The sequence below is a fragment of the Streptomyces deccanensis genome (genome assembly GCF_022385335.1).
Taxonomy (GTDB): domain Bacteria; phylum Actinomycetota; class Actinomycetes; order Streptomycetales; family Streptomycetaceae; genus Streptomyces; species Streptomyces deccanensis.
Genome location: NZ_CP092431.1, coordinates 5,756,393 through 5,769,749, shown reverse-complemented (window position 1 = coordinate 5,769,749; position 13,357 = coordinate 5,756,393). Strand labels below are relative to the sequence as shown.

Genomic DNA, 13,357 nt, shown 5'->3' with positions numbered 1-13,357 from the left:
GAGGAAGGCGGTACCGGGCACGGATGGGCTCGCTCGGGGTTGCGGAGGAGTCCGGAGGGGGTTGCGGAGGGAGCGGGGTCAGAAGGGCAGGCCCGGGATGCCCATGCCACCGCCGCCGAGGCCCTGGGCGAGGGGGCCCAGTTTCTGCTGCTGGAGGGTCTGGGCGTTCTCGTTGGCCGCCTGGACGGCCGCGACGATCAGGTCGGCGAGGGTCTCGGTGTCCTCCGGGTCCACCGCCTTGGGGTCGATCTTCAGGGCGCGCAGTTCGCCGGAGCCGTTGACGGTGGCCTGCACCAGGCCGCCGCCCGCCTGACCGTCGACCTCCGTGTGCGCGAGCTCCTCCTGCGCCCTCGCCAGGTCCTGCTGCATCTTCTGGGCCTGCTGGAGCAGCTGCTGCATGTTGGGCTGGCCACCACCGGGGATCACGTTCAGCTCCCTCGCACGAGTACTTGCGGAGGTCCTCGGGGACGGTTCTACGGACGCCCCCGTGGACGTTCTTGCGGTCGCAACGAGCCTACGTGGTCGGCACGGCCTCTGCCGCGCCACTCTTTCGAGTGAGTCGGCCGGGGATTCGTATATCCGATCAAGGGCATCTTCCAGGGGATAAGCGGCGAAAACACCATCTTCGCCACCCATTGGGCGGTAGGAAGGGTCCGGCCGCGTCAGGGTGGTGCGTGAGCGCCGTACGTACGTAGGGAGTGCCGGGTGAGCCAGCCGGAGATGCAGCCCGAGGGGGGACCCCAGGACGGGCGGGGTGAGGGGTCCGGGCTGTGGGCGGAGCCGTGGACGACGGCGACCGGACCGTGGGTGGGGGATCTGGCCGGGCGGCCGTTCCCGCAGGGGGACTGGGGGGCGCCGGCGGAGCGGCTGGAGGAGCTGTACCACTGGGTCGAGCGGGCGGCGCTGGAGACCGCCGCGTGGTATCTCACGGACCGCGTGTGGAAACGGCTCGCGGCCCGGGTTCTGCGGGTCGGGGCGGCGACGGGGGCGCTCGTCGGGGCCGCGCTGCCGTTGCTCGACCTCACCGGGGCGGTGGGCGGGGTGGCCCCCTGGGGGTATCTCGCGCTGCTGTCCTGTGTGGCGTGCGTGGCGGTGGATCGGTTCTTCGGTGTCACCTCCGGGTGGATGCGGGACGTCGCCACGGCCCAGGCGGTGCAGCGGCGGCTGCAGGTGCTGCGGTTCGACTGGGCGTCCGAGAGTGCGCGTGAGGTGCTGGGGCCGGCGGAGGGGACGGCCGGGGAGGCCGCGGAGCGGTGCCTCGGGGTGCTGCGGCGGTTCTCCGAGGACATCACGGAGTTGGTGCGGGCCGAGACGGCGGACTGGATGGTGGAGTTTCGGGCGGGGGCGGCGCCGGTGGGGTTGCGGGTGGGGGGATCCGGGGCTCGGCCGGAGGGGGTGGGGAACGGGCGGGTGCCGTTGCCTCCGGGGGCTCGGCCGAACATGCCTCGGCAGCGGCCGCCGGAGCCTCGGTAGGGGGTTTTGCGCCCCCGCCGCCCCTACCCGTCCCATCCAACAGGGGCTGCGCCCCTTTAACCCCCAAGCGTCCGTCCGGTGGGGGCTGGTCGCGCAGTTCCCCGCGCCCCTGGAAAAGCGGGGCTGCGCCCCAGCTTTTCCAGGCCCGCAGGGCCTGGAGCTTTTAGGGGCGCGGGGAACTGCGCGAGCAACCACGAACGACCCGCGGCCGCCTACGAAGCCCGTGCCCCCGAGTCCTCCCGCGCCCGCTCGTCGCAGAGCCGCGCACCCGTCGCCGTCTCGCACGGGACGTGGCCGTGGTTGCGGATGACGCTCTGGGCGGTGCCGCGGCGGATGTGGGCGAGGAAGCTGTCGGCGAGGGAGTTGGCCGGGGGGCGCCGGTAGGTGTAGGCGTACTCGGCGCCGTAGTACGGGTAGGTGGCGTCGCCCTTCTCCAGGGCCTCGACGGAGGCGGTGTGGCCGTCGAGGGCGAGGCGGCGCAGGCCGGGGCGGCGGGTCGTGAGGTTGAGTTCGCTGTAGCCGATGGCGCCGGGGAGCGCGGCGACCTTGGTGAGCACCTGCTCGGTGGAGTCGAGCTCGCAGCGGGGGACGCGGGCGGTCGAGAGGTCGTCCCGGCGGCAGTCGAGCGAGGTGCTGGCGACCTGCTCCCAGCCGCCCAGCACGGTCCGCTGGAACACCTGGCGGGTACCGGAGTCGGCGTCCCGGCTGACGAGGACGACGGGGATGTCGGGGAGGGAGGGGTCCAACTGTCTCCAGCGGGTGATCTCGCCCCGGTAGACGCGCCGTACGTCATCGATCGTCAGGCTGCCTCCACGGGGACGGATGCCGTCGTTCACGACCAGGGTGAAGACGGACAACGCGACCCGGTGGCCGATCAGTTCGGGATCGGCGCTCGTGCTCGGGCCGTCGGAGAACGCGATGACCGCCGATGAGCCCTTCTTCGACTCGGCGCCCAGCGCGGCGAGTTCGTTCACACCCGCCGAACTCCCCCGCGCGTCCACCCGGATCTCGGCGCCCTCGCAGTCCTTCTCGTACTCCTCCGCGAGCCCGCGCAGCACCGGCGCGAACGCGGTCGACCCGGTGAGCGTCAGCTCGCCCGTCGCGCACTCGATGGGCGGCGGGGTGTCGTCCCGTACGACGACGATCGCGGCCAGGGCGATCACGCACAGCGTCAGCATGACGGTGATCAGCCGGGCCGCGCGGCTGAACAACGGCGGCTTCTCGTCGGGCGTCGCGCTGCGGTTGGGGTGCACCTCGCCGTCCCGGATGCCGCCGATGAGCCGGATCGGGCTGTCGACGTCCCCGCCGGAGAGGAGCACGAGCAGCTTGAAGTGGTCGCCCCGGTTGAGGGGGACGCGGGGGATGCGGAGGACGCCGTCGCGGTAGCCGAAGCCGGCGGCCGGGGTGAAGTGGTCCATCAGGTGGTCGGTGCCGGGCGGCTGGGTGACCGAGACTCCCCGGATGACGCGGCCGCTGAACACGGCGGTGAGGCCGTGCAGTTCACGTCCGGTGTAGTCGTTGTCGGCGATGCTCTGGGAGCCGTCGTTCTCGACGCGCAGCAGCACCAGGGTGGCGTCGGACATGTCCGGGGCCTCGTCGAACAGCCCGAGCCGGACATTGGCCCGCCCCGAACGCACGTCGTGGCCTATGGGGTTGTCCATCTGCACCCGGTAGCCGATCCGCTTGCGCCTCGGCACCCTGCGCTCGTACCAGACCATCACGGCCGACGCCACGACACCGGCCACGGCGGTCGCCACCGCCACCACGTTCTCCGCGCTCAGCCACTCCTGCATCCCGAGCCACTCCCCCGAGCCTCACGCTCCGCAGTCAAGCGGGGACACGGTACGGCCGGGGGCGGGAACGGGGCGCGGACAATCCGGGTACGGCGCCGGAAGTTCAGCGGAAGTTCGCCGGGCGGCCCCGGTCGAACACGCCACCCGCACGGCCGCTCAATCGGCGCCGCCCGCTCCGTCGGCCCGTTCGGTCAGTCGGCCCGTTCGGTCAGTCGGCCCGTTCGGTCAGTCGGCCTTCGCGTACGTCACCGACTTGCCCGCCGTGTCTACGCGGCGGAGTTGGCCGTCGGGCAGGAGGGTGACGGTGGTGGCGGCGCCGGGGGAACAGGACTCGGCCGGTTCGCCGGTGGTGACGGTGGAGGGGCCGATGCTGAGCGGACCGTCGTCGTCCGGTTCGTCCGTCAGCGCCGCCTCGAACACGCAGTGGTACGTGCCGCCGCCTTCGAGCGGACCGTCCGCCGTGAGCGAGAGCACCGTGTCGCCGACCTCGCCCTGCTGGATGACGAGTTGACGGGTGTCCGCGCCGCCGGAGCCGTCGAGGGTGGCGTTCCAGGTGCCGAGGAAGTCCTCCGGGATCGTGCCGGCGTCGGGCGACTCGGTGGTCGGGTCCGGCGACGTCTCGAGGGTCGTGGGTTCGTCGGTCGTCGGCTCCAACGTCTCGGGCGCGCTCGTCTTCGTACCGCCCTTCGCGTCGTTGTGCTCGTCGCCGTCGCCCCCCTTCTTCATCAGCGCGTACACCGAACCGCCGGCCCCGAGGGCGACCACCAGAGCGACGACGACCAGCAGCACGGACGAGCGCCGGCTTCCGCGCTCCGGGTCGGGGCGACCGCCGGGGCCCATGCCCGACCCGGGGCCGTAGAGGGGCTCCGGCCCGTACGGCGGGGTCGCGCCCAGCCCCGACCCGCCGGCACCTGCGGGCCCCTGCCCACCGGCGTACGGCCCCTGCCCGTACGCCCCGTACGACGCCTGGGGTCCGCTGTGCGGGTAGCCGTAAGCGGGGCCGGGGCCGGGGCCGGGGGCCGCGCCGGGCTGCTGCCCGTAGCCGGGTGCGGAGTGCTGCCCGTACCCACCGGCGGGCTGCTGGGTGTACGGCTGCGGGAAGCCGTACCCGGAGGGCGCGGGCGGCGTGTGCGGCGGGGCGCCCGGCGGAGAGGGCTGCGCTCCCCCCGCCCCCGCGATCTGCGTCGGCATCCGGTCGAACGGGGCCCCCGGCGCGCCCCCGGGCGGGGCGGCGGGGTGCTCGACCGGGGAGCCGGGGGCACCGGGCGTCGTCGCCGACCCGGTCGCCCCGTCCGAGCCCGGGGCACGGGACCCCGAGCCACCGGAACCACCGTACGGAGAATGGGGATCGCCCAGCGGATACACGGGCGGAGCCGAGGGCGGCGGCCCCGCGGGGCCGGCCGGAGGCGCGGACGCGGGACCGACCCCGGCCGACGGCGGACTCTGGGCAGCGGCACCGGCCGCCATGCCCGCGGCGGCTGCCCCCGACGGACTCACCGACGGAGGCGCCGAGGAAGAGGGGGAGGGAGCGGTCGGCGGGGTCGAGGGCGGAGTCGAGGGCGGAGTCGGGAACTGGCCCGCCGCACCCGGCCGCTGCCCCGCCGCGGGCCCGGCCGCGGCCGAGGAAGCCGTCGAACGACCGGCGCCCTCCGCACTTCCCGGCGCATCGGGGCCGCCTCCCGCAGCCGCCGCACCCCCGGCACCCGCCGGGCTCACCGCCCCACCAGGACCTCCCGCAGCCCCCGGGCCACCTGCGGCCCGCGCACCCCCAGCAGCACCCGAGTCCCCAGCGGCACCCGAACCACCAGCCCCCGCAGCCCCAGCGGCCCCCGCACCCCCCGGAACTCCCGTCTCCCCCGTCTCCTCCGGATCCTCCGTGTCCAGCAACCGCACCGCGTGCCGGCCCAGTTGGGCCACCAGGGCGCTCGGGAGCCACGGGTCGCGGGAGCGGCCGGCGAAGACCGTGTCCTCGGCGCCGGTGCGCTGGAGGATCTGGGCCAGGGTGGGGCGGGCGGCGGGGTCCTTGCGCAGGCAGTCGCGGACGATGTCGTACAGCCCCTCCGGCACCCCCTCCAGATCCGGTTCCTCCTGGGCGATGCGGAACATCAGGGCGTGCACACCGGAGTTGGCCGCGCCGAACGGCAGGTTGCCGGTGGCCGCGTAGGCGAGGACAGAGCCGAGGCAGAAGACGTCGCAGGCGGGGGTGATGCGGTCACCGCGCACCTGCTCGGGCGCCATGAAACCCGGCGATCCGACGAGCGCGCCGGTGCGCGTCAGCCCGCCGTCCGTGACGGTCTCCAGCGCCCGCGCGATCCCGAAGTCGATGACGCGCGGCCCGTCGATGGTGACCAGCACGTTGGACGGCTTGAGGTCCCGGTGGATGAGCCCGGCCGCGTGGATGTCCTCCAGCGCGTGCGCGAGCCCCGCCGCGAGGATCCGTACCGACCGCTCGGGCAGCGCCCCGTGGTCGCGGCCGACGACGGCATGGAGGGAGGGCCCGGCGACGTACCCGGTGGCGACCCACGGGATGCCCGCCTCGGTGTCCGCGTCCAGCACGGGCGCGGTCCAGTACCCGCCGACCTGCCGCGCGGCCCGCACCTCCTGCCGGAACCGCGCCCGGAACTCCTCCTGCTCCGCCAACTCCTGCCGCACCAGCTTGACGGCGACGGTACGGCCGCGCTCGGACCGGGCCAGGTACACGTTCCCCATGCCGCCGGCGCCCAGCCGCGCGAGCAGCCGGTACGCCCCGATCCGCTGTGGATCCCCGGGCCCGAGCTTCTCCATGGCCACCGTCCCCCTGATTCCCCGTGCCGTCCCGACGCGTCCGCGGACGCGAACGTATCCGTGTACATGTACGTACGGGTACGTCGCCTACGTCGGCAACCTCATCAACGTCGTCTACGTCGCGTACGTGCGCAACGGACCGATCGTAGTGCGGCCGTACGGGGAGTCGGATGGGACGGTGTCTACGGTTCCGTAACAGCGTCCGGCGCCGCCGCGAGGTCGTCCAGGACGCCCGACAGCCGTTCGAGCGCCCGCACGGTCGCCGCGAACTCCTCCTCCCCCAGCGCCTGGGCGAGGCGGGCGGCCAGGTCCGCGTGGCCCGGGTCGATCCGCTCGATCGCCGCGCGGCCGGCCGGGGTCGGGGTGAGGAGCTTGGCGCGACGGTGGGCCGGGTTCGGCACGTACACGGCGAGCCCCCGGTCGACGAGGAGATCGGCGACGCGCTGGACGCTCTGCCGGGTGATGCCCATGGTCCGGGCGACCCCGGCGACCGGCAGCGGTTCGGGCAGCACCGCGCCGAGGACCTGCCACCAGGCGGCCGTGAGCCCCGCCGGGCGCGTCAACTCGTCCGCGACGGAGAGGAACTGGCCGTTGAGGCGGAAGACGCCGAGGGCGGCGCGGCTGAGGAGGTCCTGCTGTGCGCGGCTCACCGGCCCGCCGCCTCCAGCACGGCGTACGCCTCCGCGTCGGAGTCGTGGAAGAGGCGGTACCAGGCGTCGAGGACCTCGCCCTCGTAGACGCCGAGGAGGCGCAGGACCTCGCGGGCGAAGGCGACGGGTTCGGTGGGGCCGGCGGTGACGAGGAGCCCGGACGCGTCGGTGACGGCGTCCGCCTCCACGTACCGCTGCGCGCCCTCGTAGCCGGTGGCCGCCAGGTAGAAGGGGGCCGCGCTGGTGTGGGCCCGGTCGTCCAGCAGCCCTTCCCGGGCGAGCCCGGCGGTCGCGCCGCAGATCGCGGCGACGGGGACGCCGGCCGCGAGGAACTCGCGCGCCTTGCGGGCGAACGGGGCGAGTGCGTCGCCGGTGTCCCAGAGGTCGGCGCCGGTGAGGACGAGCAGCGAGCTGTCCTCGGGCCGCAGCTGCGCCAGGGTCTCATCGGGCTGGATTCGCACCCCCGCGATGGTCCGCACGGCGTCGGTCCCCTCGGCGACGGTGCGGACCTCGTACCCACCCCTGGCGAGCCACGCGGTGGTGTGTCCCGTCTCCCAGTCGGCGTAGGTGTCGTACACGGCGAGATGAACAGGCTTCCGAATACTGATGACAGCATCCTGACATTACGACAGCCTGCTGTCAATGGGGAGTGAGGACGGGCTGAGTGTCGGGTGCGGGTGGGTGGGGCTTCTCGCGCAGTTCCCCGCGCCCCTTAAGGGCCTACGGCCCTTTCGGGCCGAAAAAGCAGGGGCGCAGCCCCGCTTTTTCAGGGGCGCGGGGAACTGCGCGACCAGCCCCCACCGGACGGACGGCCGACGGTTCAAGCGGCGCAGCCCCTCGCGGAGGGGGCGACAAACTGTCGGGCCGGACCCACCCCCCACAGACACAAAGCCAATGTCCCCCACCCACCCCCCACCCCTAGCCTCACCCCATGACCCCTCGCCCCAACCCCCGGACCGGCGCCCAGGTGAAGGCCACGGACCGCGCGCACGTGTTCCACTCCTGGTCCGCGCAGGAACTCATCGACCCCCTCCCCATCGCCGGCGCGGAGGGGTCCTACTTCTGGGACTACGACGGCAACCGCTACCTCGACTTCACCAGCGGCCTCGTCTACACCAACATCGGCTACCAGCACCCCAAGGTCGTCGCGGCCATCCAGCAGCAGGCCGCGACCATGACGACCTTCGCCCCGGCGTTCGCGATCGAGGCCCGCTCCGAGGCCGCCCGGCTCATCGCGGAACGCACCCCCGGCGACCTGGACAAGATCTTCTTCACCAACGGCGGCGCCGACGCGGTCGAGCACGCCACCCGCATGGCCCGTCTGCACACCGGCCGCCCCAAGGTCCTCGCCGCGTACCGCTCGTACCACGGCGGCACCCAGCAGGCCGTGAACCTCACGGGCGACCCCCGCCGCTGGGCCTCCGACACCGGCACGGCGGGCGTGGTGCACTTCTGGGCCCCGTTCCTCTACCGCACCCGCTTCCACGCGGAGACGGAGGAGCAGGAGTGCGCCCGCGCGCTGGAGCACCTGGAGACGACGATCACCTTCGAGGGGCCGTCGACGATCGCCGCGATCATCCTGGAGACCGTCCCGGGCACGGCCGGGATCATGGTCCCGCCGCCGGGCTATCTGGCCGGGGTCAGGGAGCTGTGCGACAAGTACGGGATCGTGTTCGTCCTCGACGAGGTCATGGCCGGCTTCGGGCGGACCGGCACCTGGTTCGCGGCGGACCTCTTCGACGTCGTACCGGACCTGATGACCTTCGCGAAGGGCGTGAACTCCGGTTACGTCCCCCTGGGTGGCGTCGCCATCTCCCCCGCGATCGCCGAGACCTTCGCCCGCCGCCCCTACCCCGGCGGCCTCACGTACTCCGGCCACCCGCTGGCCTGCGCCGCCGCCGTCGCGACCATCGACGTGATGGAGGAGGAGGGGGTCGTGACCAACGCCGCCTCCCTCGGCGCCTCCCTCATCGGCCCGGCGCTGCGCGAACTGGCCGAGCGGCACCCCTCGGTGGGCGAGGTGCGCGGCACCGGCATGTTCTGGGCGCTGGAGCTGGTGCGGAACAAGGAGACCCGCGAACCCCTCGTCCCCTACAACGCGACCGGCGAGGCCAACGCCCCCATGCTCGCCTTCGGCGCCGCCGCGAAGGCGAACGGCCTGTGGCCCTTCATCAACATGAACCGCACCCATGTCGTCCCCCCGTGCACCATCACGGAGGCCGAGGCCAAGGAGGGTCTCGCCGCCCTCGACGCGGCCCTGTCCGTGGCCGACGAACACACCGTGTGAGGCCGTGGCAGCCCTCGGTGCCGGGCAGAAGGGCGAAAACTCCTCCGCCGAACCCGAACGCGTAAGGTGACGTGCTCGTAAGAGAACTCGGAGAGCACGCACAGGATGCGTACGCGTACGCGGATGGGGGACCCAGACCACGATGCCCGGCACCGGCGGCGGCAATGGCGCCGTGACCCGCAGCACCCTGCGGCAGCAGCTCGCGGACGCGCTCCGTGACGAGGTGCTGGCCGGCAGACTCAAGCCCGGGCAGGAGTTCACGGTCAAGGAGATCGCCGAGCAGTACGGCGTCTCGGCGACGCCCGTGCGCGAGGCGCTGGTGGATCTGTCCGCGCAGGGGCTGCTGGACGCCGTGCAGCACCGGGGTTTCGAGGTCCACGCGTACTCGGTGGCCGATTACCGGAACATGGTCGAGGCCCGCATCCTGGTCACCGCCGGCATGTTCCGGCGGCTCGGCGACCGCGAGGTCGACCCCCGTACGGCCGCCGCGCTCGCCGGGATCAGACGGCGCGGCGAGGAGGCGCGGCGGGCCGCGACCGCCGGGGACGTGGACATCCTCATCGGCTACGACCTCCGGTTCTGGCGTGAGTTGAGCGCCCTGTTCGGCAACCCGTACCTCACCGACTTCCTGCACCGGCTGCGCGTGCAGTCCTGGGCGTGTGCGGTCCAGTACCTGCGACAGGCGAGCCACGGGACGGACGACCTCAAGGGCCGGCTCTGGGCCGACCACACCGATCTCGTCGACGCCCTCACCCGCCGGGACGGGCTGAGCGCGCAGGAGATCATCGCCGGTTACGACGAGCAGTCTCTGCGGCTGGTGGAACGACTGGCGGACGGATGACCATCACCCCGAAGACGGGCGGCGGGCAGCTGAGCGTCGACCTCTCCGTGGTCGTCCCCGCCTACAACGAGCAGGACCGCCTCGGCCCCACGCTCGACGCGATCATCGCCCATCTCTCGGCCACCGAGGCCGCCGCCCGCTGGGAGATCATCGTCGTCGACGACGGGTCGACCGACGAGACGGCCGAGGTCGTGGCCGCCGTCACCGCCCGCGAGGCGCGGGTGCAGCTGGTCTCCGGCGGGGACCGCAACCGGGGCAAGGGCCACGCCCTGCGGCTCGGTGTCCTCGCCTCGCACGGCCGCCGGGTCCTGCTCACGGACGCCGATCTCTCCGCGCCCATCGACGAGTTGGAGCGGCTCGACAAGGCGCTCTCCGACGGCCACACGGCGGCGATCGGCTCGCGCGAGGCACCCGGCGCCAGCATCGAGCGCCACCAGCACCGGCTGCGCGAGACGCTCGGCCGGGCCGGCAACTTCCTGATACGCGGCGTCGCGGTGCCCGGCATCCGCGACACCCAGTGCGGCTTCAAGCTGTTCGACGGCGACCGTGCCCGCGAGGCGTTCGCCGCCTCCCGACTCGACGGGTTCGGGATCGACGTGGAGATCCTGCGGTACTTCCACCGCAGCGGCTGGCCCGTCGCCGAGGTCCCTGTCCGCTGGTCCCACCAGCCCGGTTCGAAGATCCGTCCCAGCGACTACGCCCGGGTCCTCGGCGAACTCGCCGTCCTGCGGGCCCGTTCCGTCCGCCGGGCCGACGTCCTCGCGGTCCTGGGCTTCCTCCTGATGGCGGTGGCCCTCTACGGCGGCCGCTGGATCGATCCGAACGGCCGCTACCTCCCCGACTCCCTCCAGGACCAGAACCAGTGGGAGTGGTTCTTCGCGGTGACGGCCGACAACCTGGTCCACTTCCGCAACCCGCTCTTCACCACCTTCCAGGGCTTCCCCGACGGCGTGAACCTGATGGCCAACACGGTCATGCTGGGCCTGTCGGTGCCCTTCGCGCCCGTCACGCTCCTCCTGGGCCCGGCCATCTCGCTCGCCCTGGTCATGACGCTGGGCCTCGCCGCCACGGGCGCCGCCTGGTACTGGCTGATCGTCAAACGGGTCGTACGGCACCGGGGCGCGGCCTTCGCCGGAGCGGCGCTCGCCGCGTTCGCGCCGCCGATGGTCAGCCACGCCAACGCGCACCCCAACTTCGTCGTCCTGTTCATGATCCCGCTGATCGTCGACCGGGCGCTGCGCCTGTGCACGGGCGCGGCGACCCGGCGGGACGGGATCGTCCTCGGCCTGATGGCCGCCTACCAGATATTCCTCGGCGAGGAGCCCCTCCTCCTCGCCGCCATGGGCATGCTGCTGTTCGCCGTCGCCTACGGCCTCGTCCGCCGGGACGTGGCCCGCGACTCCTGGCGCCCGCTGCTGAAGGGCCTCGGCGTCGCGCTCCTCGTGGCCCTCCCGATCGTCACCTTCCCGCTCTCCTGGCAGTTCTTCGGCCCGCAGAGCTACGGGAACATCGCGCACGGCGCGAACTCCGGCAACAGCCCGCTCGCGCTCCTCTCCTTCGCCGAGCGCTCCCTCCTCGCGGGCGACCGCGACCGCGCGGACGCGCTCTCCCTCAACATCACCGAGCAGAACGCCTTCTACGGCTGGCCCCTGGTCCTGCTGGCCCTCGGCATCGTCGTACGGCTGTGGGAACAGGCCCTGGTGAAGGCGCTGGCGTTCACGGCGGTCGCCGCGGCCGTCCTCTCCCTCGGCCCGGAGTTCCGCCTCCCGCAGACGGACCTCGTCCTGCCGGGCCCGTGGGCACTGCTCGCCGAGAAGCCGCTGTTCGAGTCGGTCATCGAGGGCCGGGTGGCGATGATCTGCGCCCCGGTGCTGGGCATGCTGCTGGCGATCGCCTGCGCACGCCTCGCGGCGACCCCCGCCCTCGGCACGCGCTACGTCGGCTTCCTGGCGGTGACCCTCGCCCTGCTGCCGATCGTCCCGGCCCCGCTGAAGTCCGTGGACCGCGCCGAGATCCCGGCGTTCATCGCGGACGGCACCTGGCGGTCCTACGTCGACACCGGGGCCGGCGAGACGCTGGTGCCGGTGCCGCTGCCGGACCCGGGCAACGCGGAGGCGCTGCGCTGGCAGACCACGGCGGACTTCGGGTTCCGGATGCCCGGCGGCTACTTCAACGGCCCGTTCGGCGAGGACCGCGTCGGCATCTACGGCGCCGTCCCCCGCCACACCTCCAACCTGCTGCGTGACGTCCGCTACAGCGGCAAGGTCCCGGTGATCGGGGAGAACTGGCAGGCGCAGGCCCGCAGGGACTTCGCGTACTGGCACGCGGGCGCGCTGGTGCTGCGTCCGCAGCCGTACGACGATCAGTTGCGGGAGACGGTGGACAAGCTGGTCGGCCGACCCGGGAGGTGGGTGGCCGGAGTGTGGGTATGGGACCTGCACGCAGGGGACTGAAGACGCGTCCAGCGACTACGCTTCCCTGACCACTGTGTGCCGTACGCGAACGTATCCCTACCGTGCGTGTGCGTGCCGGATGACCGAGGAGTTCTCTTTTGGCCTGTGACCTCTGGTTGGTCCCGCTCGTCGACGTGCTCTGCCACACGCCCGACAACCCCTTCGCCGAGGAACTCGCGCTCTACAACAAGCTGCTGGGCGAGGCCGGGCTGCCACCGGTTCCGGTGTACCAGTACATGCCGGGGCTGACCGGGGAGGTCGCCCCCGTCGCGGGTTTCGACTACGACGCGCTGCATTTCCTGCGCCGCGCCTATCTGCTCCAGGTCTGCGGGCTCGCGGTGACGCCGGTGGACGCGCTGGGCGGCGACTACGAACAGCTCCTGGAGATGTTCGAGGGCACGGCCCAGCAGTCGCACCTGGTCTGGCACTACGACCACGCGGGCGCCTATGTCCCCGTCGACTTCCCGCAGCCCCTCTCCAGCGACGAACTGCTCGCCGGGGGCGGGCCCCTGGGCTCCTCCCAGGGCCTGCTGAGGGAACTGGAGTTCGTCGCCCCGGCCATCGGCATCGACCCGGCGAACCCGCCGGCGCCGCCCGAGGCACCGCTCGCGCCCACGGAGTTGGAGGAGCCGGCCGTCCCGGCGCCCTACGACCCGAGCCCGTTCGCCCGTGAACGCCACGTCTGGCTGGGCCTGCACGCGGCGACGACCCGCAGCCTGGCGCAGGGTTCGATGATCGTGTTCAGCTGAGGGTCCTCGCCTCAGTGCCCCAGTGCCGCGAGGCCCTTCTGCATGTCCTCCGCGTTCATGACCGGGTAGTACGTGACCTCGGCGCCCAGTTCGAGGAAGAACGGCTCGGCGATGGCGGGCATCTGCGAGCTGTCCTGCATGTCGAAGACCAGGTAACACGTGCGCTGCCCGCCGTCGGCGGTGAAGTACGCGGCCTCCGGCTTCACCTGCTCCATGGAGGCCTGCATCTGCTTCGCCAGCGTGCCGTTCCGAATGGCCTCGTTGGACTTCTCGGTGTCGAGCCGAGCCTTGAGCATCATGCGCATCGCAGTCACTTCCTCCGGTCGC

The 13,357-nt window shown here is 72.8% G+C and carries 11 protein-coding genes; 5 read left to right on the top strand and 6 right to left on the bottom strand.

Annotated elements, in window-relative coordinates:
* Window positions 1–78 precede the first annotated feature (78 nt).
* Window positions 79–426: a YbaB/EbfC family nucleoid-associated protein gene (locus L3078_RS25775; protein ID WP_239756322.1), complete on the bottom strand. Its 348-nt coding sequence runs from the start codon at window positions 424–426 to the stop codon at window positions 79–81.
* Between the two features lie 279 nt (window positions 427–705).
* Between L3078_RS25775 and L3078_RS25770 the strand changes: the two genes are divergently transcribed.
* The gene (locus L3078_RS25770; protein WP_239756321.1) at window positions 706–1,473 is read left to right on the top strand and encodes an SLATT domain-containing protein; all 768 of its coding nucleotides are present in this window, start codon (window positions 706–708) and stop codon (window positions 1,471–1,473) included.
* Between the two features lie 212 nt (window positions 1,474–1,685).
* Here the strand turns inward: L3078_RS25770 and L3078_RS25765 are convergent, their stop codons facing one another.
* From L3078_RS25765 to L3078_RS25750, 4 genes are all read right to left on the bottom strand, one after another.
* Window positions 1,686–3,266, bottom strand: coding sequence for a PstS family phosphate ABC transporter substrate-binding protein (locus tag L3078_RS25765; protein ID WP_239756320.1), 1,581 nt, complete (start codon window positions 3,264–3,266; stop codon window positions 1,686–1,688).
* Between the two features lie 225 nt (window positions 3,267–3,491).
* Window positions 3,492–6,050, bottom strand: coding sequence for a serine/threonine-protein kinase (locus tag L3078_RS25760; RefSeq protein ID WP_239756319.1), 2,559 nt, complete (start codon window positions 6,048–6,050; stop codon window positions 3,492–3,494).
* Window positions 6,051–6,232: 182 nt separating this feature from the next.
* Entirely contained in the window at window positions 6,233–6,700 is a 468-nt protein-coding gene (locus L3078_RS25755) for a MarR family winged helix-turn-helix transcriptional regulator (protein ID WP_239756318.1), read from the bottom strand.
* Window positions 6,697–7,308, bottom strand: coding sequence for a DJ-1/PfpI family protein (locus tag L3078_RS25750; protein WP_239760466.1), 612 nt, complete (start codon window positions 7,306–7,308; stop codon window positions 6,697–6,699). The genes L3078_RS25755 and L3078_RS25750 overlap by 4 nt, the downstream gene beginning before the upstream one ends.
* 323 nt (window positions 7,309–7,631) lie before the next feature.
* On the opposite strand from L3078_RS25750, the gene L3078_RS25745 reads away from it, so the two are divergent.
* The 4 genes from L3078_RS25745 to L3078_RS25730 all read left to right on the top strand — a co-directional run bounded on the left by L3078_RS25745 (window position 7,632) and on the right by L3078_RS25730 (window position 13,030).
* Window positions 7,632–8,987: an aspartate aminotransferase family protein gene (locus L3078_RS25745; RefSeq protein ID WP_239756317.1), complete on the top strand. Its 1,356-nt coding sequence runs from the start codon at window positions 7,632–7,634 to the stop codon at window positions 8,985–8,987.
* 142 nt (window positions 8,988–9,129) lie between these two features.
* The gene (locus tag L3078_RS25740) at window positions 9,130–9,828 is read left to right on the top strand and encodes a GntR family transcriptional regulator (protein WP_239756316.1); all 699 of its coding nucleotides are present in this window, start codon (window positions 9,130–9,132) and stop codon (window positions 9,826–9,828) included.
* Window positions 9,825–12,281, top strand: coding sequence for a dolichyl-phosphate beta-glucosyltransferase (locus L3078_RS25735; protein ID WP_239756315.1), 2,457 nt, complete (start codon window positions 9,825–9,827; stop codon window positions 12,279–12,281). Before L3078_RS25740 ends, L3078_RS25735 begins: the two co-directional genes overlap by 4 nt.
* Before the next feature lie 98 nt (window positions 12,282–12,379).
* Window positions 12,380–13,030 carry a hypothetical protein gene (locus L3078_RS25730; protein WP_239756314.1) on the top strand — a complete coding sequence of 217 codons (651 nt, stop codon included), beginning with the start codon at window positions 12,380–12,382 and terminating at the stop codon, window positions 13,028–13,030.
* 11 nt (window positions 13,031–13,041) lie between these two features.
* Here the strand turns inward: L3078_RS25730 and L3078_RS25725 are convergent, their stop codons facing one another.
* Window positions 13,042–13,335, bottom strand: coding sequence for a DUF3303 family protein (locus tag L3078_RS25725; RefSeq protein ID WP_239756313.1), 294 nt, complete (start codon window positions 13,333–13,335; stop codon window positions 13,042–13,044).
* Between the last annotated feature and the right edge of the window lie 22 nt (window positions 13,336–13,357).